This is a genomic window from Alphaproteobacteria bacterium RIFCSPHIGHO2_01_FULL_41_14, assembly GCA_001767855.1.
Classification (GTDB): Bacteria; Pseudomonadota; Alphaproteobacteria; order UBA7879; family UBA5542; genus 2-01-FULL-41-14.
Genome location: MEMF01000002.1, coordinates 228,389 through 246,248, shown reverse-complemented (window position 1 = coordinate 246,248; position 17,860 = coordinate 228,389). Strand labels below are relative to the sequence as shown.

Sequence of the window (17,860 nt, the reverse complement as noted above, 5' to 3'; positions counted from 1 at the left end):
AGGATAATGTATGGCATTGGTTGACGGAAGTATTGCCCCTGATTTTACGGTTTCTGTGGGAGAAAATTCTGCTTTTGCCTTGAAAGATCATCGGGGGAAAAAGGTCATTCTGTACTTTTATCCCAAAGACAATACCCCGGGCTGCACCCAAGAAGCTTGCGATTTTAAATCATCCTTTCGAGACCTTGCGCAAAAAAATTGTGTCCTTATCGGCATTTCAAAAGATTCTTTAAAATCCCACGCAAATTTTTCCCAGAAATATAGGCTTCCCTTCCCTCTGGGATCGGATCCAAAAGGCGAGATTGCACAAACTTATGGGGCTCTAACGGAGAACAACCTGTATGGACGAACCTATAAAGGGATAAACCGTTCCACCTTTTTAATTGATGAGAATGGACACATTGAAAAAGTTTGGCGTTCGGTTAAAGTAAATAATCATGTACAGGAAATTCTAAAATGCCTCATCCCCAAAATATAAAAATCATTTTCTATGAGTTAAATGAAGTCCCCTGGCAAGTGATTGATTATTTCACAAAAGAATGTCCCCATTCTACCCTTGGACAATTGCTGCAACACTCCCATCAATATACGACTGAAACTCAAGATTCTGGGGAGCTTCACCCTTGGAGCACTTGGCCCACAATCCACCGCGGCGTTTATAACGATACCCATAAAATTCGATTTCTCAATCAGAAAATCAAGAATACCTATCCCCCTATTTGGGAGCTTTTAACCAAAGCAGGAAAATCCGTGGGTCTTTTTGGGAGCTTACAATCTTGGCCTCTCCCACCTAACAAAAAGAATTATAGATTTTACATCCCCGATACATTTGCCCAAACCTCAGAAACACACCCCGAGAATTTAGAACCTTTCCAAAGATTTAATTTAAACCAAACCAAAAAGGATGGGGGGAAAACACCCGATAAAATAAAACTATCCTGGAGATTAATGAAAGATGTTCTGATGTTCTTCGACTTAGGATTCTCTCCTAAAACGGCTCTTGTCCTGATCAATCAGTTAATTCAAGAAAGATTGAACCCTCTCTATCGTAACATTAGAGCTATTTTCCAGGCCCCTGTTTCTTTTGATTTTTATTTCCATCTATTGGAAGCAACTCATCCTGATTTTTCGTGTTATTTCACGAATCATCTTGCGAGCGTTATGCATCGATATTGGAAATACACCTTTCCCGAGGAATTTAATTATACCCTAGAGGGAGATGAGGACCACTTCAAAGCCCGCAACATTTTTCGAGCTATGAAGCTTACAGATACCCAGCTCAAAAAGCTTAAAAATTTTTCTGATACTCATGGGTATACGCTCATGATCGGATCCAGCATGGGGCAAGAAGCCATTGACCGCGGAGACTATAGGGGAGAATTACGGATTACGGATGCTGATCAATTCTATAAAGGATTGGGATATGAGGGACAAGTAAAGAACAATCTTGCCATGCAGCCAGATTTTGCTTTTTCCTTTAAAAGTAAAGAAGATCTCACACATTTCCAGCATTTGATCACCTCTCTTACCACACCCGATGGACATCCCGTCTTTACACTTAAAGTAGAAGGAACAACTCTTAATTGTAATTTAAAAGTGACACCCGAAACCTTAGACAAAAAATTTATTTATAAAGGAAGCCTGCCTTTAGCTCTAGACCATTTTGGCCTCTCTCTCATCGAGCGGGATCCTGGCACAGGGTACCATCAGCCTAAAGGAATTTGGATTGTTTATAAAAAAGGTCTAACCCCTGTACCATACAGAGAAAAAGTGGAATCCATTCAGATTGCTCCCACCCTTCTTGATCTGTTTGACGTAAAAAAGCCATCTTATATGAAAAAACCCCTCCCCCTTAAAAACCCTATTTTAGAGGCTTCCCCCCTCCTAAAAGAACCCGAACCTGATTTTGAGTTTGCGAAGTAGGAGATTTTTTTGGATCTAACGGATCATGATTTAAAACTGTAGTCCGCCCTGTTTTTCGATCCATGGTTGCATATGATCCCTTTAAATGATTATCTTTTTCCGTCACACGCACATCTCCCCGGAAAACAATAACGTCCTTGACAACACTGTAGGTGCCTTCCCGAGCTCTCAAGGTTTTATTGGGCATTGTGACTTTCACGTTCCCAATCGCATCTACCTTTGTAAGAGTAGGCTTCCCATTCGTATCTACGTAGTACCCATAAATAACATCTCCATACAGAATGGACGACCCTCTCTTCAAAGAAGCATTTTTAAAGGCCCTTATCTCTTTACGTGTACGATCAATTTCAATGCCATTGTCTCCATGAATATAGATGGGTTCATTCTTATCTGTATCTTCCTTATCTGCAGGTTGAGACAAAGAAGATACAGATAAAAACAGGGCGATGCCCCACATCCAGATAGGATATCTCATCGAGTCTCTTTCTCTAGGCGATTGATCATAAGGTCTGACGGTCCCTTAAGTTTATAGAGTTGGCTGTCTTGATGAATGTAAATCCCTTGAGACCCATGGAGAGCTCCATAAAGACTTACCCCTTCCACTTCATCTGATGTCTCTAAGAACCCCTGTTTCATGTCGATGAATACAGACTCCGTCCAAATCTCTGTATCTCCCTTTTCATAAATAATATTGACATCTCCGTGTAGATTTGCATGCCTTTGGTTCTTGATCTGCATATCTCCTTGCTGAGAGAGGATAGACAACATAGTTCCATTTTTCAATGTAATCCGAGCCTGTACATTTTCTAGAACAACTTTATCTTCCCCTACCTGCTGAGCACGATCAGCCATCAAGATATAAGGACGATCCCCGCCTCCTATAAATTTAGCATGCTCTATGAATTTTTTCTTAAGATCTATGTTGCCTATTTCTAAGCGTCCATTCAGCCATTTTTTATGAAAGAAGATAAGGGGGATTTGTTCAAGATAGGGCCACAGAAATACCCCTCCCAAAGTAAGAGCGATAAAAACAACGGCAATATACTTGAAATATTTTCTGTTTTTTTTGAGACGATAAAGTCTATGGATTGCTTCATCCATATGCGGCTCATGATCTGCTGACATCAGATCATCCCTATTCTCAATAGATCGTGAATATGTAGCAAACCGATGGGTTTCTGGTGCTCATCCACAACAAAAAGAAGGGTGATTTTCCCTTCCATAATGTGGAGCGCTTCTTCTAAGAGTATTTCTGGAGAAATTGTTTTGGGAGACAGAGTCATAACACTCTCAACCGTTTGTTCCATAAGATGACTGGACATATGCCGCCTTAAATCTCCGTCGGTAATGATTCCCTGTAAAATGCCTTCTTTATTCACAATACCCACACAACCAAAGCTTTTTGAGCTCATCTCAATCAAGGCCTCCGACATGAGAGCCCCGTGTTCAACAAGAGGAAGCTTCCGCCCTATGTGCATCAATTCTCTAACGCGTCTTAAACGCGTCCCGAGACGTCCTCCTGGATGTAATGCCTTAAAATCTTCTTTAGAAAAAGAGCGCTTTTTTAGCAAAGAAATCGCCAAAGCATCCCCTAAGGCTATCATCATAGTTGTTGAGGTCGTGGGAGCGAGCCCATTCGGGCAAGCTTCGGGTAAGGCTGGAAGTAGAAGAGTAAAATCAGCTTCTTGTGCCAGAGCACTTTTTGCCCCTTGAGTTATAGAAACCAAGGGAATGCCATGTCGCCGACTATAAGAGATCACATCGGCAAGCTCTTGGGTTTCGCCCGAATTAGAAAGCGCTAGAAGAATATCTTTTGGAGTGATCATCCCGAGATCACCATGACTTGCTTCCCCAGGGTGTAAGAAAAAAGAAGGTGATCCTGTAGAGGCCAGCGTAGATGCAATTTTACGCCCAACTAAACCACTTTTCCCCATACCCGTTACAATAATCCTGCCATCTCTTTCTAAAAAGAGATCAACAATCCGGTCAAATTCTTCTCCCAGGCTATCGCTTAGAGCCTGAAGAGCCTCTTTTTCCAGCCTCAAAACCTCTTGGGCAACCCCTCTATACGAGAGAAGATCAGTAGATTTTTTCTTCAGCATCTATCATTCCAGGTACAAATGAAGAACTACGATTACCAATGTCTACCATTCCAGGTATATCTAAGTTCTTATGATCGGCAAACCATTCTAATTTAAGCCATTCTAAATGTCGCTCTTTTCTCCAACGACGATAGTAGTCTATATCCGCAGGATTTTTTGTTTTATAGTTCAGCATACGATACATAAGCCATTGATTACTTGATTTATTATCGACTTCCATCACCTCTTCCGTTGCTGTGTTGTCCACATCATCCTTTTTTGAGAACACCAGCTGTTCTCCTAGGAAAATTAGCAACAAAGATAAAACAAATATCTTTCCCCACATTGCTCGCATCCTTTCTATTTGACTTTCCATAACCATAACCTTATTTTAACTATATATTGTCTACATCTTATTAAGGATCAGAGTATGACACAAGTGATTAATATCTCCGCGTACAAATTTGTAACCTTAAATAATTTGGAACCTTTAAGATCCAAATTAAAAAGCACCTGCCTTAAATTAGGGCTTAAAGGAACCATTTTATTAAGCCCCGAAGGCATCAATGTCACCTTAGCCGGCGCTCGTTCTTCCATTGACGCTATCATTGCCTACTTTGAGAATGAACCTCTGTTCAAAAATATGCCCTTTAAGGAAAGTCTTTCCGATCATCAGCCCTTTAATCGGATGCTTGTTCGTCTTAAAAAAGAAGTGATTGCCTTTGGAGTTCCAGAAATAAGGCCCCAAGTTTATACCTCTCCCCATCTTAAACCCAGCGTATTGCGAGACTGGCTTGAGTCAGGGAAAGAGGTTGTCTTATTGGATACGCGCAACGAATATGAAATTAAATTAGGGACTTTTAAAAATGCTATCAATCCTCATATCGACAGCTTCCGTGATTTCCCAGAAGCCGTCAAAAAATTAGACCCCTCCTTGAAAGAAAAACCCATTGTTACTTTTTGCACAGGAGGCGTGCGTTGTGAAAAAGCAGCTCCCCATTTAGAAAATGAAGGATTTAAAGAAGTTTATCAGATTGACGGGGGAATTTTAAAATACTTCGAGGAATGCGGTGATGCCTTCTGGGAAGGTGACTGTTTCGTATTCGATCATCGAGTGGCACTTAATCCTTCTTTGGAACAAACAAAGGCAAGACTTTGTTTTCGGTGTCGTTCTCCCCTAACGGAGGAAGATTATGCAAGCGCTGCTTATGTAATAGATGTTTCTTGTCCCTACTGCATTGGCACAGAAAGTAAACAGAACCCGCTGTCTGAGTCTCTATCTTAACTGCTGAACTTTTTTAACATAAAAATTACGACTGGGCCAGTTCTGAAGAGCTCTTAGGCTTGGGAGCGCTTGTTTCTAGGTCGGCAGCTCTTTCACATAAGTTTTTATACTCATTCTCCATTGCCATAATTTCATACTTCAACCGCGAAACTTCAGACTCAAGCTGATGAATCGTAACGGTAGTCCTATGAACAGACTCTGCCATTCTTTCTAAAAAGAAGGACAAACTCTTGTAATTATAAATGCTATAGGAGCCACTAAACGCCTGCGGCTCTGTAGAGAAAGCCGGCACGGTTTCAACGACTTGTTCTGATTTTTTTGCCATTTCAAACTCTCCAATGTCCCCATATACTTAAGAGTTTTATCTTACATTTGCAAGGGGAAAGATGAAAATATTTCCCAATTTTTATACGTGAGGAGATACTTGACACGACTTTTTAAGAGAGACTGAGGGATTTTTGGTCAAAAATAGAGAGGCATCATCAGCTGCTTGGCGTAAATTTTTATATTCATTTTCCGTCGCCACAATTTCGCATTTTAATCTGGTTATTTCGCATTCAAGCTGCTGAATCATAACAGTCGTTTTATAAATAGACTCTGAAGTTCTGCTTAAAAATGAAAGGAAATCTCTATAATTATGACTTGGGTTAAGGGTTACTTCTTTTCCCTGCAAGAGGCCTGTTGTTTTAATTCTTTTTTGTTTTTTCTGTTTTTCTAACATGTCAAGCGTCTCCAATGTTTATATGGCTCTTAAGAATTTAGACATCTGTTTTTTTAAGGACGACAAAAAGCCTTCTGTATAACGTACGTAATCTTCTTTTAGTAGGTTTTTCAGACCGCCCAAAAAGAAAGGTAGGCCTGAAACACCGATCTTCAGACCATACTTTTCCGTTTTTTTAGTGTAACGCTATACTCAACCATAACTTTTTCAAGAAATCGATAAAAAATATCGATTTAACTGGGCACAGACTATCACAAATTATGGGGAAGGCAACTATAATTTTGAGGAACAAAAATATTGCAATAGATCTGCGGAAAAATGCTTCCAATCTTGGGGAAAAATAGAAATAACGGTCACTCAGATGCTCTTATAAACGGCTGTTGAACTTTTTGTAAGATACGCCCAATAGCGATCTCCAAACGACCAGTGCCAATATTCTGTGGGATAGTTAATGAACCCCACTTTCGAGAGAACCTCCCCCATCATTTTCCTGTGGCGACGCGCATCTGCCGAAATGATGGTGGAATCTGTTTGCGAAAGTTTCCCCTCTAAATCTTCCATCCAATCTTTTGGATGAATGCCCATATCAATGGGAACCCCTTCTCTATCCACTAAGTACACATCAATGGCCCCTCCCGTTGAATGAGGAGGAATATTTTTTGATCCATCAAGATTGATGACGGGAGAGACAAGCTTGGTGGTCTCGGTGAAAACATGCTCATGGGACCATCCTGGGTGTAACGCCCTGAGGCGCTCGTACTTTTCAGAAAAGATCTGCTGCTGCAAAGCAAGACTACGATAAGCTTCATACAAACAAAACTTATATCCTTTGGGCAACAAAGATTGGGCTTTGACCAATCGGTCATAAACACTCTTCCGCATTTTGGTGTAATTCGTATTGTTGGGAATTTCAGGAGACGAACCAAATATAAGGATATCTTGGTGTCTGAGGTCAATTAAAGGATCTTTGTTTTCTTGGATAGGCACTGCCAGCACACGAGGATCAGCGATTAAAATGATTTTTTGAGAGTAAGAAAAAGGAGAGACAGACATCAAACCCCCTAATATATAAAAACCTAGTTGTATAAAAACAGAAACCTTCATTTGGATATCCTCCTTAGAATATATAAATCAATCCTTTGAGGCAGACAACCGATGAATAGCCTGTGTCGCTAGATAATCAGCCCGATCATTTTCGGGATGACCTGCGTGACCCTTAACCCAGTGCCAAGAAATGCTGTACTCCTGACCCAAAACATCCAGTTCTTGCCACAAATCTTTATTCTTGATTTCCTTTTTCTGCGCATTGCGCCATTGATTTTGTTTCCATTGAGGCAACCACTCTGTCATCCCTTTTTTTAGATACTGGCTATCTGTATAGAGCATAATGGAGACTTTTTTTCGCACCGCTTCAATACCACGAATGGCGGCCAATAATTCCATACGATTATTCGTTGTGTGGTCTTCTCTACCAAAGATTTCCTTGAGGTGTCCTTTGTACCTTAATAAGGCCGCCCATCCCCCTGGACCGGGGTTACCCTGGCAGGCTCCGTCCGTGAAAATTTCAATAAAATCTTTATTCATCAGAAACTCAATGGTATGAAATTAAAGTGTTTTATTTACTATGCCTTATTCACCCTATGAGCTCAAGAACAACCCAATGACTTTACCCTTTCAAAAAGCAACTCTTCTAAAACGCTATAAAAGATTTTTGGTGGATGTGGAAATAGGAGGCACAGTTATGACGGCTCACTGCCCTAATTCCGGATCAATGAAAGGGCTCATCAGGGCAGGGGGTATGAGCTGGCTCAGTGTATCTAATAATCCAAACCGGAAACTTTCACATACTTTGGAAATCATAGAAACGGACGGGACCTTAGTGGGGGTCAATACTCATCGCACCAATCATATTGTCTATGAGGCATTGAAAGACAAAAATATCCCTGAGCTCTCCGATTATGCTCATATAGAAAGAGAAGTGACCTATGGATCCTCCCGCCTTGATTTTCTGTTAACAGACGCTACTCAACAACCAACCTATCTGGAGGTAAAAAATGTCACCCTTAAAGAAGGCGATAGGGCTTTGTTTCCAGACGCCCCCACGCTTCGAGGCACAAAACATTTAAATGAGTTGATGAATATCAAAGCCCAAGGACAGAGAGCCGTTATGTTGTACGTGGTGCAACGTAATGACTGTCAGCGGTTTTCTATTGCCAAGACCATAGATCCTCTTTATTGTGAAACCCTAGAAAAAGCCATCGATTGCGGGGTAGAAGTATTGGCCTATCAGTGCCATGTTACTCCCTCTCATATTTGGTTAGATAAACCCATACCCCTTGATTTAGACTTTGTGAGATGATGAAAACAATTCCCCTCCATACAGAAGCAGATTTCAAAAGCATGCGCTTGGCAGGCCGTTTGGCCGCTGAGGTGCTTGATTACATCACCCCTCATGTTGTGCCTGGTGTCACCACTGAAGAACTCGACAAACTTTGTTACGATTTTATCATTGCTGCCAAAGCTATTCCCGCTTGCTTAGGCTATCGGGGATTTCCCAAATCTATTTGTACGTCCGTTAACCATGTGGTGTGTCATGGAATCCCTGGTCCTAAAAAGCTCTTATCGGGAGATATTTTAAATATCGATGTCACCGTGAATCTAGAGGGATGGCACGGGGATACAAGCCGCATGTTTTATCTGGGGACCCCTGGCATAAAAGCCAAAAAACTTGTGGAAATGACCTATGAATGTATGATGAGAGGCATTGAGGTTATTAGGCCAGGCGCTCACTTAGGTGACATTGGCTATGCCATTCAATACTATGCGGAAAAAAACGGATTTTCTGTTGTTCGAGATTTTTGTGGCCATGGGATTGGACGTTATATTCATGGAGACCCAGAAGTTTTACATTATGGCACAAAAGGCACAGGGTTTGAATTAAAAGAAGGTATGTTCATAACCGTAGAGCCCATGATTAATGCCGGAAAATATGACGTAAAGATTTTGCAAGACGACTGGACAGCCGTCACTCGAGATAAATCTCTGTCTGCCCAGTTCGAACACTCCGTGGGGGTGACATCCACAGGATATGAGATTTTCACTTTGTCTCCGAAAGGATGGACCCTCCCCCCTTACACATAACCAACAATCGCTCCTCTCTTGGCTATCGTTCTTAATCTTCAGGGGAGAAACAAACTTTTGCCCTTCATTTAAACCACTTTTCCCTTGCTCAACATTCAAGTATTCGCTAGGTTGAGAATCACCTTTTGCCCGCTTGGTGGAATTTGGTAGACACGACGGACTTAAAATCCGTTGGCTTTTAACGGCCTTGCCGGTTCGAGTCCGGCAGCGGGTACCACCCTATCTTTTGACCTGATCCAATAAGGTCCAGAAAAATCTCATTTCATATATTGACATCTGCCCTAAACAGAGGGTATTTTTCGGGGTATCAAATATAGGAGGAAAGAAGTATCCCCAAAAAAGTCAGGGGGAGGGATATACAACGAAGGTATAAAAAATGAAAATGCAAAAGTCTTTTTTCTTAATCCACACTTTTATCTTGGCCTACATCTTAGTTGGTCAAAGCTGGGCGATACATATCATAGATATAGAGGAAAGTAATTTCGGAAAGAATGTTAAGCATACTCACTATTCTAAACCAACTGAAAACAAGAGCTCTGCCTATCCATTGGTCCGGCTTGTACATTTTGACACTGATCTTCAAAAATTTGACGCCATTTCCTACTATCTTACCCCTGCTAAAAGTCCTTACATATTTGAATATAGAGGAATAAAAATTACTTATGGATATGAAATAGAATCTAACCCTGAAACCTTCTCCATCAAGATTGATGCAAGTCAGATTCTTGAGGATACTTGGTGTGTTTCCCCTATAAAACCTACGGCTGCTCAAGTGAGCTCATTTACATGGACTGATAGGAGTACTCCCACCTACTTCATGGCAACTAAGAGCGAACCAAAGTATTTAAAAGAAAATGACCTAGAGAAGTTTTTAGAAAAATTTAAAAATAGAAGAAACACACCCAAAAACCCCTTCAAAGCTCAGTTTTTAATAGGAGAAACAGACTTCTGTAGTTCCTATAATTTGACGGGAACCGGTGCAGGCAGCATTCATACTCTTGTTACAAACCATACAGAAGAGCTAGGCAATTTGGGAGAGCTTGCAGCAGATCTCACATTTTTCTCTCATGGGTTTAAAAAGCTTCCCTCTAAAATAAAAGGGTCTTCCGGTAAGGGGAAGGGCAATAAAGGAATTGACGGTATTTATGTAAATGCTAAGGAAGAAGACCCAACAAAAAGACAATTATGGTTCGTAGAGGCTAAATTTAGAAATGACATATTAAGCGGCAAAGATTTTGAAGGATATCTCTCTCCAAAAGTTTCGAAAAAAGGAGCTCTCGATCAATATCAAACGTCATCTGATACAGAGCTCAAAGAAACAGCCGCATTAGTTAAAGGGTATCAAACAACCCACGAGGAAAATATCCTCTTACTGGGATATGGCGTTATGTCAAACGGTACTGTAAGAACTCCCTTCATAGTACATCACGCAAAACCCCAAGAACAAAAAGAGCCAACGAGCCCAAACAGCAGTATTTCTCATCTTGAAGCTTTAACCTCCCAGTCTCCCGCTTCTCAGAAAGAACAGGCTTTAGCAAGCCTCCTTTCCGAGTTTCAGGAAAAAGCAGGGCTTTCTCGCGATGAATGCATGACCATGGTTAGTAGGCTGGATTTTTCCCACACAGAGGCATCCAACTAAAACGATTTATTCCCGATTTCTACAAAATACGGGATAAACCTATGAAGCAGCTGCTGGATAAAATCTGCATCCGATAGAGGATCACATGCTTCTCCTAGAGATTTCCCCTCTTTGATCATTGTAAGAAAATTATATTCGCTTTCACTCAGGGCAGAAAAAAAGCTTTGTTGGTTTTTTGCTGAAATAAAAAAATAAGAACGCTGCCTGTAAGAGGGGGGCTTTTTCCCTTTCTTTAAGGACATCCAGATTTCCTTTAAAGCATAAGAAGAAGTATGTACCTGTATAGATGAAGAAAGTCGAAAGGTAGCCCTACTAATAGTAGGAGGGGGCATTGTCAATACATCTTCCACCGCTAAAGGAGTCTCAACACGATAGGAAACAAGAGATAGGTTCATCTTCCATTCAAGGTTTGCGATCTCTTTACCCACACTATCACTCAAGATAGAAGGGAAAGTTCCCCCATAGTCACACAGATAGGGAGAGTGCTGAGGCACAGTAAAAATATACTCTTTCGCTTGGGCAAAGAAGGCTTCTTCCCCTAGCCAAGCTCTTGTCATGCTGAACTTGTCGGTGAGATTTTTATAAAGACTGCTATAAAGATTGTTTTGATAGAGAAAGAATTGAGCTTTTGCCCGCGCCCCCCCCTGCGTTAGAGGCAATGAAAGGCCCTCCTCTTTTTGGAATAAAATATCCTTAAATTGTTGCTGTAACTTCAGCAGCTGCACGCGCTTTCTCCCTATAAAAATCCGCTTTTTTCCCCTCTGCCCACAAGACGTCAAACGCCGGGAGATGATGATCCCACTCCACTAACGTGGGCACAGGATCCAGACAAGAAAGGGTGTGTTCATAAAGATCCCAGACCTCTGGGGAAATTGCACTCCCATGGTGATCCACAAGGAAAGTTTCTCCTTCAAACACCATCTTTTTATGACCCGCTAAATGAATTTCTTTCACATATCCGCTTTTTGCCAACGTCTGAATGTATGAGTGGGCATCCCCTCCCTGATTGCAAGTACTCACGTAGACATTATTGACATCCAAAAGCACCCCACATCCACTGCGACGTGCCACTTCTTTTATAAACTCTTCTTCTACATATTCAGAGTGGGCAAACTGAAGATACGTTGAGGGATTCTCTATCAAAATTGTTCGTTTCAAATAATCTTGTGTGTCCTGAATGTTTTCAACAAGAACATCTAGAGACTCGTCCGTATAGGGGAGGGGTAACAAATCATTTATGTATACCCCATCCACATAATTCCAGGCCACATGTTCGGAGACCAGCCCTGGTTCTAGACGGTCACATAGCGTTTTTAAAAAGGATAAATGAGAGTCATTTAAGTGCCTTGACCCCAAAGACAGTCCTACACCATGTAAACTCAGGGGATAATCATGGCGAACCTTATCGACGATTGATAGACTGGCCCCTGATTTTAAATTTTCTGGATGTACCTCAAACCAAGCTACAGGAGGTTTCTCTTGAAGAATTCTTTCATAATGTACACTTTTTAGGCTTATGCCCGCCTTACAAGGAATCTCTCCTTTAATCATCCTAAAGACCGTACGGTTTCGATTTTAAGAGGGCTGGATCATAAGGCGTACATAAAACAGGTTCGCCCCGTTCCATGGAGGATTGTAAGGTGCCTTGTAAAATGGTTCCATCTTCCCTGGTTCCCACCACAATGCGTGTGCAGGTTCCCTTGGGCACCCAACGCCAAGCTCCAGGATCACAAGCCTTGGCTGTCCCAGCACAGCTATTAGGCTCTCCATCAAAAGAGGCATATCCGCAATCATTTTCGTCTTTTCCTGAAACACCATAACACTTTTCATATTCCGGAGGCGTCAGGGGAGGCGTTGGAGGAGGAGTGGGGAAAGCAAAAACAGGGGGGGTTGCAGGCACCGGCGAAGTCACAACGGGAGCAAACGGGTCTGTTACTCCCCCTGCATCAGCGGAAGAATCACAAGAGAGCAGAGCCGCTAAAACAGCTGTTGAAATAATATTTTTCTTATTAATTGGCCCCTCCATAGGATCATTTTATGGAAACCCCTTAGAATGTCAACTTATCTTAAAACAATCTCTCTCCTTGAGTATCTTTTTTCTTTTGGATACACTTAAGAAGTTTTTGAAAGGAAATCCTAAGCGGTGTCTTTTTTTATGGGCTCCTATTTTGTGACGGGTTTTTTGGTGGGTTTTTCAGTGGCCGCCCCTATTGGGCCTGTGGCCATTTTTTGCATTCGACAAACCCTTGCCTTTGGAACTCTTTCTGGACTCACAGCAGGTGTTGCCGTTTCTCTTGCAGATGCCATTTACAGTTGGTTTGCGGCACATAGTACCCTCCTCATTAAACATTTAATCGACACTTATTCCCTATGGTTTTACTTCTTTGGTGGCTCTTTCTTGGTCTTTTTAGGGATAACCATTTTTCGCAGCACCCCTCCCCAAGTAGACACTACCAAGGGATTATCCGGAAATTTATTTAAATCTTTTTACCGAACCCTTTTGCTCACCTTTGCCAGCCCCATGACCACACTGCTTTTTATTGCCATGTTTAATGCCTATCATGTTTTTGAAACTCCTCTCCCCCCGGTAGGGTTATATTCTCTTGTGATCGGCGTGTTTTTTGGAGCTCTGAGTTGGTGGATTCTGTTAGCTTTTTTTGTAAGTTTTATCAAAAAACGTTCCAGCGCTCGCTTTTTTAGGTACATCAATTATATTTCAGGATCTTTAATTACAGGGTATGGGCTTTTTACCCTCTATGAATTCTTGAAGCTTAGATTCTTTACTTAAAGCGCTTGACATATCGCCCCACAATGTATAGATTTTTGTGGAGTTTTAAGTAAAAAGGTTTAAAGAAGATGGCTAATCATAAATCAGCAAAAAAGAGAATTCGGCAGACAGTGAATCGCACGGAAATAAACAAATCGCATATGAGCGCATTGCGGACGTCTGTGAAAAGAGTAGAGCAAGCTATTATCTCTGGTCAAAAAGAAGTTGCCCAAGCAGCTTTCAAAGCAGCCCAGCCTTTCCTCGTAAAAGGAGCAAAAAAAGGGCTTATGCATGCAAATGCAGCCTCTCGTAAAATTGCTCGGTTATCTACAAAAATTAAATCTTTATAGATTCTTATATTCTCTTAGCCTCCTCAAAAGAAGTAACAGGGTTTTTTAGGAGTTAAACTGGGGTAGTCTTGTGACTGAAAAAATACAAATTTGGAATCGGGTTCAATCATTGTTGCCTGATGTCTTTGGGCAGACCACTTACAAAGGCTGGCTTAAGTTTCTGGAATTTGAGGAAGATATGGGAAGCCGTATCTTGCTTTCTGTCCCTTCCCCTTTCATTCGAGACTGGATTACGAACCGTTATTTAAATCAAATCTTAGCCCTGTGGCAAAAAGAAGATGGCAGTATCCAAACCATCGAGGTGATCGCAAAAGAATCAGAGAAGCCTGCATCCACCCCTAAAAACAATGCCTTTGTCGCCCCTGAAGAAGAATCTGCTCCGGAAGCGCTTGATAACTATCTCTTAAAGAACTCAACCGCTGGCTTGGACCCCCGCTTTACATTTGAAAATTTCGTCGTTGGCAAACCCAATGAGCTTGCGTACGCCGCCGCTCAGCGTGTTGCGGAATCAGACAAAGTCTATTTCAACCCTCTTTTTTTGTATGGGGGTGTCGGACTTGGAAAAACCCATTTAATGCATGCCGTTGCCTGGAAGCTCCATAAAACACAGCCCAACCGACGCGTCATTTACATGTCGGCTGAAAAGTTTATGTACCAGTTCATTCGAGCCCTAAGACACAAAACCATGATCAATTTTAGAGAACAACTTCGATCTGTTGATATTTTAATGATTGATGACGTTCAGTTTATTAGCGGTAAGGACTCTACCCAAGAAGAATTTTTCCACACTTTTAACTCTCTTGTGGATCAGAAACGACAAATTATCCTCTCTGCTGATAAATCTCCTTCCGAAATGCAGGGGATTGAAGAGCGGATGCGGTCTCGGTTAGGATGGGGGCTCGTAGCAGACATTCACCCGAGCACCTACGAACTTCGATTGGGCATCCTTCAATCCAAGGCTGAAAATTTGCCTCTTCCTATGCCCGCAGAAATTTTAGAGTTTCTAGCTCATAAAATCACTTCAAATATCCGTGAGCTGGAAGGTGCTTTAAATCGCATTACGGCCCATGCCACCCTTGTAGGCAGCGATATTTCCTTAGACAAAACGCAAGAACTTTTAAAAGACCTTTTGCGAGCCAATGAAAAATATGTGACGGTAGAGGAAATCCAACGTCATGTGGCTGAACACTATAATATCCGAGTCAGCGATATGCATTCTAGCAAGCGCTCCCGGATCGTCGCCCGTCCTCGTCAGGTCGCTATGTATCTATCAAAACAATTGACGTCTCGATCTTTACCCGAGATTGGACGCAAGTTTGGGGGACGAGACCATACCACCGTGATGCACGCAGTGAAGGCCATCAAATCTCTCCAAGAAAATGATCCCACCTTACGGGATGATGTGGCACTTCTTGAAAAGATGCTGGGGCATTGATGTCTGCGGATAAGAAGGTTATTGTCACCTGTTGGGAAGAAATGGTGCCCTACCTCACAACTTCAGACCCCATTCAGTTTTTTATCTCGAGTTCTACCCTATCTGTATTGGGTGCAGGCATTGTCAAAGCCTATCAAGACCAGTTGGCCTTCTATCCCCACACCTCTTTGACGGTTGAATGTGCAACCCCAGGACAAGGTCTCCGTTGTCTCTATCAGGGTGTAAAACGGATTTTATATGCGACTGCACATCAGCCAGAGACATCTCTTTGCTCGATCGCCACCAAACTGAACGCACGCATAAATTAAAATTAACAGTCATTGAATTATTATTCAAAGTGACTTATTCTCGTATTAGTAAACAGGGGATGGTATGACAAAAAAAATCTTATTTATATGGTCTTCTATATTAATAGTTGGTTCTCTCTGCCAAGGAGATGTTAAGGACACTCAGAAAAATCGGGGATCTCTTCTTGTTACTTATTTGAAACGGGGAGATATTTCTTGTCAGGGTCTTTTCGAAGATAAAAAACGAGGAAGAGCAAGCGTTATAGAGGGTGTTTTCGACTATGATTTACCCGATGTTCAACGGTATTGTACTTCTTCTCAACCTCTTACTTCTACTCTCGCTTCTGTTCCTTCCTCTTCTATAGACCCTAAAACCCCAGAAGATCAAATTCTGTTGCAATTAAAAAACGGGAGTCTATCTTGCCAGACTCTTTGGGACAACAGGAAAATAGACAAGAGATATAATTTTCCTAAAGTTAAAAAGTATTGTTCTGCAAGAGGAAGATGGGAGCAAATACCCTATGAGCGACACCCTCAAGATAAAGGACAAAGGTGGGGCGAAGGGAATTGGCGACGTGTGTTCTCTGATGCCCCGCGTCGTGAACAACCTTCTGTCTCGGTGCCTTCATCGAGAAACCCAATACCATTCAGAAGATCTGCTGTTAAGGCAAGCTTTTTACCACCAGAAGAAATTCCTTCTCCTCAACAAACCCTACCCCCCTCTTCTTCTATTTTACCAAAAAGGGAATCTAAACGAAGCCCCACCTCTCGCTTAGATCCATTGACAGACTCCCCTCAAATAGAGGAAAGGGGGATGTCCCTAAAAGCGGTTGATTATCAGATTCAACAGCTTACCGCAGCCCAATCCTTCTTAATCAATCAACTTCGAAAAGTAAAAGGAAGGGAGCATTATCTCCAAACCCAAATGGAAATCTTTAAGCGTCACTCTACTGCCCATCAAACAGATGCACAATCAGAACGCAAGAGCAGGTTGATTTTCGAAAAGGCACTGGGAGAAAACCAAGCAAAGATTCGTTCCTTAGAAAGTAAAAATACGAAGCTTTTAGAAAGAATGGAAAAGTTATCTCATCTCAGTATGAGCAGGTCTTCAAGCCGACTTCGTGAACTTCAAGCAGCGCAGCAGGCTAATATACAACTACAAAACTCCTTACAGCAACTTGAAGCTGGGAATAAGGCAACAATCGAGGCTCTCCAATCTGAGTTGGCCACACTCAAATCTTCTTTATCAGCGGCTGAAACTGCAAAAGGAGAAGCCGAGGAAGAACTTCGAAAAAGAACGGCCGCAGAGCAACAGACTTTAGAAGAAAACAGAAACTTATCTCGTCGTGTTGCAGAGATGAAAAAAAGACGTGCACAGCTTGCCTGGGGTGCTGTGAGAGGCTATGTGAAAGGACGTTCTGAGAGTAAAAAGGATTACTCGAAGGCTTTACGAAGCCAATTTAAGTCTATTTTAACGACTGTTAAGGCTAGAGAGTCCACTCTATCCCTGGAAATTAAAGAACTGAAAGATCGCCTCTCTAAACAAGAAACCCTTCTTCAACAACAAATAAAATTGAATCATAGATTAAATGGTTACCTGCAAGGCCGAAAAACGTTGAAGAAGAAAGTAGAAGAACAGCAGCAGATTATTTCGAACTTGCAACAGCAACTTAATATCCCTCAAAATGACGGACCAAAAGTAGAAGAATTAAGACGCGCTTTACTTTCAGCCAATGCAGAGCTTACAGCAATGACGAGTCAAAATATCGACTTCGATACGAAACTGACGAATCTCCAACGCCAGTTAGAAGTCGTTCGCCAATCAAGAGCAACGTTGGATGCACAATCTAAAGAACAGCAATCGGCGGCTGAAAAAGAAATAGAAGACTTAAGAACTCAATTAGAAAAGGAAAAGCAATTCGTCAGACAACAATCAAACGACCTTCAGAAGTTAAGAGACGAAGTTACTACGAGACAGGGACAGGAAGAATTTTCAATAGAAGAACTAACTACCAAAGAAAACCAGATTGCTTCCTTCAAAAGAGAGCTTGGCAACCAAGAACAAACATTAAAATTAAAAGAATCCGAGCTTCAAGATCTAAAGCAAAAGGCAACGGCATTAGAACAACAAAATCAAGAACTAGAACAGCAGTATGAGCACCTGAAGAGTATGTCAGGACAGCTCTTCTCAAGATTTGAAGAGCTTCAGCAACGTACAGGGGGATCTTAAG

General features: G+C 41.7%; 22 protein-coding genes and 1 tRNA gene. 12 read left to right on the top strand and 11 right to left on the bottom strand.

Features of this window, described 5'->3' with window-relative positions; translation table 11 throughout:
• The first annotated feature begins 10 nt into the window (after positions 1-10).
• Positions 11-478: a hypothetical protein gene (locus tag A2621_01220; GenBank protein OFW89528.1), complete on the top strand. Its 468-nt coding sequence runs from the start codon at positions 11-13 to the stop codon at positions 476-478.
• Positions 457-1,923 carry a hypothetical protein gene (locus tag A2621_01215; protein OFW89527.1) on the top strand — a complete coding sequence of 489 codons (1,467 nt, stop codon included), beginning with the start codon at positions 457-459 and terminating at the stop codon, positions 1,921-1,923. Before A2621_01220 ends, A2621_01215 begins: the two co-directional genes overlap by 22 nt.
• On the opposite strand, the gene A2621_01210 is transcribed toward A2621_01215, so the two are convergent.
• Genes A2621_01210 through A2621_01195 form a run of 4 tightly spaced genes read right to left on the bottom strand, consistent with a single transcriptional unit; the run spans position 1,862 to position 4,386 of the window.
• The gene (locus tag A2621_01210; GenBank protein ID OFW89526.1) at positions 1,862-2,398 is read right to left on the bottom strand and encodes a hypothetical protein; all 537 of its coding nucleotides are present in this window, start codon (positions 2,396-2,398) and stop codon (positions 1,862-1,864) included. The genes A2621_01215 and A2621_01210 overlap by 62 nt on opposite strands.
• The gene (locus A2621_01205; protein ID OFW89525.1) at positions 2,395-3,048 is read right to left on the bottom strand and encodes a hypothetical protein; all 654 of its coding nucleotides are present in this window, start codon (positions 3,046-3,048) and stop codon (positions 2,395-2,397) included. The genes A2621_01210 and A2621_01205 overlap by 4 nt, the downstream gene beginning before the upstream one ends.
• Entirely contained in the window at positions 3,048-4,025 is a 978-nt protein-coding gene (locus A2621_01200) for a D-arabinose 5-phosphate (protein OFW89524.1), read from the bottom strand. Before A2621_01200 ends, A2621_01205 begins: the two co-directional genes overlap by 1 nt.
• The gene (locus A2621_01195) at positions 4,003-4,386 is read right to left on the bottom strand and encodes a hypothetical protein (GenBank protein ID OFW89523.1); all 384 of its coding nucleotides are present in this window, start codon (positions 4,384-4,386) and stop codon (positions 4,003-4,005) included. Before A2621_01195 ends, A2621_01200 begins: the two co-directional genes overlap by 23 nt.
• A 48-nt stretch (positions 4,387-4,434) precedes the next feature.
• Here A2621_01195 and A2621_01190 point away from each other — a divergent pair, with 48 nt between their 5' ends.
• Complete coding sequence (locus A2621_01190) at positions 4,435-5,289, top strand: sulfurtransferase (GenBank protein OFW89522.1); 855 nt, start codon at positions 4,435-4,437, stop codon at positions 5,287-5,289.
• A gap of 25 nt (positions 5,290-5,314) precedes the next feature.
• On the opposite strand, the gene A2621_01185 is transcribed toward A2621_01190, so the two are convergent.
• From A2621_01185 to A2621_01170, 4 genes are all read right to left on the bottom strand, one after another.
• Positions 5,315-5,614 (bottom strand): hypothetical protein, encoded by a 300-nt coding sequence (locus A2621_01185; GenBank protein OFW89521.1) that lies wholly within the window; start codon positions 5,612-5,614, stop codon positions 5,315-5,317.
• A gap of 81 nt (positions 5,615-5,695) precedes the next feature.
• On the bottom strand, positions 5,696-6,010 hold the full coding sequence (locus A2621_01180) for a hypothetical protein (GenBank protein OFW89520.1): 315 nt from the start codon (positions 6,008-6,010) through the stop codon (positions 5,696-5,698).
• A 357-nt stretch (positions 6,011-6,367) separates the two neighbouring features.
• Positions 6,368-7,063: a D-alanyl-D-alanine dipeptidase gene (locus A2621_01175; GenBank protein ID OFW90106.1), complete on the bottom strand. Its 696-nt coding sequence runs from the start codon at positions 7,061-7,063 to the stop codon at positions 6,368-6,370.
• A gap of 78 nt (positions 7,064-7,141) precedes the next feature.
• Positions 7,142-7,594, bottom strand: coding sequence for a ribonuclease HI (locus tag A2621_01170; protein OFW89519.1), 453 nt, complete (start codon positions 7,592-7,594; stop codon positions 7,142-7,144).
• 76 nt (positions 7,595-7,670) lie between these two features.
• Between A2621_01170 and A2621_01165 the strand changes: the two genes are divergently transcribed.
• The 4 genes from A2621_01165 (at position 7,671) to A2621_01150 (ending at position 10,790) form a co-directional block, all read left to right on the top strand.
• Positions 7,671-8,369 carry a sugar fermentation stimulation protein SfsA gene (locus tag A2621_01165; GenBank protein ID OFW90105.1) on the top strand — a complete coding sequence of 233 codons (699 nt, stop codon included), beginning with the start codon at positions 7,671-7,673 and terminating at the stop codon, positions 8,367-8,369.
• Positions 8,366-9,151 carry a type I methionyl aminopeptidase gene (locus tag A2621_01160; protein OFW89518.1) on the top strand — a complete coding sequence of 262 codons (786 nt, stop codon included), beginning with the start codon at positions 8,366-8,368 and terminating at the stop codon, positions 9,149-9,151. The genes A2621_01165 and A2621_01160 overlap by 4 nt, the downstream gene beginning before the upstream one ends.
• Positions 9,152-9,278: 127 nt before the next feature.
• Positions 9,279-9,368, top strand: a tRNA-Leu gene (locus A2621_01155).
• Between the two features lie 159 nt (positions 9,369-9,527).
• A complete protein-coding gene (locus A2621_01150) occupies positions 9,528-10,790 on the top strand; it encodes a hypothetical protein (GenBank protein ID OFW89517.1) in 1,263 nt (420 codons plus the stop codon).
• Here the strand turns inward: A2621_01150 and A2621_01145 are convergent.
• The 3 genes from A2621_01145 to A2621_01135 are packed head-to-tail and all read right to left on the bottom strand — an operon-like array spanning position 10,787 to position 12,816.
• On the bottom strand, positions 10,787-11,515 hold the full coding sequence (locus tag A2621_01145; protein OFW89516.1) for a hypothetical protein: 729 nt from the start codon (positions 11,513-11,515) through the stop codon (positions 10,787-10,789). The two genes, A2621_01150 and A2621_01145, sit on opposite strands and share 4 nt — an antisense overlap.
• A complete protein-coding gene (locus A2621_01140) occupies positions 11,484-12,341 on the bottom strand; it encodes a hypothetical protein (GenBank protein ID OFW89515.1) in 858 nt (285 codons plus the stop codon). Before A2621_01140 ends, A2621_01145 begins: the two co-directional genes overlap by 32 nt.
• Position 12,342: 1 nt before the next feature.
• Positions 12,343-12,816, bottom strand: coding sequence for a hypothetical protein (locus A2621_01135; GenBank protein ID OFW89514.1), 474 nt, complete (start codon positions 12,814-12,816; stop codon positions 12,343-12,345).
• 117 nt (positions 12,817-12,933) lie between these two features.
• On the opposite strand from A2621_01135, the gene A2621_01130 reads away from it, so the two are divergent.
• The 5 genes from A2621_01130 (at position 12,934) to A2621_01110 (ending at position 17,859) form a co-directional block, all read left to right on the top strand.
• Positions 12,934-13,578 carry a hypothetical protein gene (locus tag A2621_01130; protein OFW89513.1) on the top strand — a complete coding sequence of 215 codons (645 nt, stop codon included), beginning with the start codon at positions 12,934-12,936 and terminating at the stop codon, positions 13,576-13,578.
• A 68-nt stretch (positions 13,579-13,646) separates the two neighbouring features.
• Complete coding sequence (locus tag A2621_01125) at positions 13,647-13,907, top strand: 30S ribosomal protein S20 (GenBank protein OFW89512.1); 261 nt, start codon at positions 13,647-13,649, stop codon at positions 13,905-13,907.
• Positions 13,908-13,977: 70 nt separating this feature from the next.
• The gene (locus A2621_01120; protein OFW89511.1) at positions 13,978-15,342 is read left to right on the top strand and encodes a chromosomal replication initiation protein DnaA; all 1,365 of its coding nucleotides are present in this window, start codon (positions 13,978-13,980) and stop codon (positions 15,340-15,342) included.
• Positions 15,342-15,650, top strand: a complete 309-nt coding sequence (locus A2621_01115; protein ID OFW89510.1) for a hypothetical protein — start codon at positions 15,342-15,344, stop codon at positions 15,648-15,650. Before A2621_01120 ends, A2621_01115 begins: the two co-directional genes overlap by 1 nt.
• 64 nt (positions 15,651-15,714) lie before the next feature.
• Entirely contained in the window at positions 15,715-17,859 is a 2,145-nt protein-coding gene (locus tag A2621_01110) for a hypothetical protein (GenBank protein ID OFW89509.1), read from the top strand.
• The last annotated feature ends 1 nt before the right edge of the window (position 17,860 follow it).

Bases quoted from the DNA above. Each gene is read 5' to 3' on its own strand.
- A2621_01190 (OFW89522.1), top strand. From the start codon at position 4,435: ATGACACAAGTGATTAATATCTCCGCGTACAAATTTGTAACCTTAAAT.
- A2621_01220 (OFW89528.1), top strand. From the start codon at position 11: ATGGCATTGGTTGACGGAAGTATTGCCCCTGATTTTACGGTTTCTGTG.
- A2621_01195 (OFW89523.1), bottom strand. From the start codon at position 4,386: ATGGTTATGGAAAGTCAAATAGAAAGGATGCGAGCAATGTGGGGAAAG.
- A2621_01175 (OFW90106.1), bottom strand. From the start codon at position 7,063: ATGTCTGTCTCTCCTTTTTCTTACTCTCAAAAAATCATTTTAATCGCT.
- A2621_01140 (OFW89515.1), bottom strand. From the start codon at position 12,341: ATGATTAAAGGAGAGATTCCTTGTAAGGCGGGCATAAGCCTAAAAAGT.
- A2621_01200 (OFW89524.1), bottom strand. From the start codon at position 4,025: ATGCTGAAGAAAAAATCTACTGATCTTCTCTCGTATAGAGGGGTTGCC.
- A2621_01170 (OFW89519.1), bottom strand. From the start codon at position 7,594: ATGAATAAAGATTTTATTGAAATTTTCACGGACGGAGCCTGCCAGGGT.
- A2621_01135 (OFW89514.1), bottom strand. From the start codon at position 12,816: ATGGAGGGGCCAATTAATAAGAAAAATATTATTTCAACAGCTGTTTTA.
- A2621_01125 (OFW89512.1), top strand. From the start codon at position 13,647: ATGGCTAATCATAAATCAGCAAAAAAGAGAATTCGGCAGACAGTGAAT.
- A2621_01205 (OFW89525.1), bottom strand. From the start codon at position 3,048: ATGTCAGCAGATCATGAGCCGCATATGGATGAAGCAATCCATAGACTT.
- A2621_01165 (OFW90105.1), top strand. From the start codon at position 7,671: ATGACTTTACCCTTTCAAAAAGCAACTCTTCTAAAACGCTATAAAAGA.
- A2621_01150 (OFW89517.1), top strand. From the start codon at position 9,528: ATGAAAATGCAAAAGTCTTTTTTCTTAATCCACACTTTTATCTTGGCC.
- A2621_01160 (OFW89518.1), top strand. From the start codon at position 8,366: ATGATGAAAACAATTCCCCTCCATACAGAAGCAGATTTCAAAAGCATG.
- A2621_01110 (OFW89509.1), top strand. From the start codon at position 15,715: ATGACAAAAAAAATCTTATTTATATGGTCTTCTATATTAATAGTTGGT.
- A2621_01215 (OFW89527.1), top strand. From the start codon at position 457: ATGCCTCATCCCCAAAATATAAAAATCATTTTCTATGAGTTAAATGAA.
- A2621_01185 (OFW89521.1), bottom strand. From the start codon at position 5,614: ATGGCAAAAAAATCAGAACAAGTCGTTGAAACCGTGCCGGCTTTCTCT.
- A2621_01115 (OFW89510.1), top strand. From the start codon at position 15,342: ATGTCTGCGGATAAGAAGGTTATTGTCACCTGTTGGGAAGAAATGGTG.
- A2621_01210 (OFW89526.1), bottom strand. From the start codon at position 2,398: ATGAGATATCCTATCTGGATGTGGGGCATCGCCCTGTTTTTATCTGTA.
- A2621_01180 (OFW89520.1), bottom strand. From the start codon at position 6,010: ATGTTAGAAAAACAGAAAAAACAAAAAAGAATTAAAACAACAGGCCTC.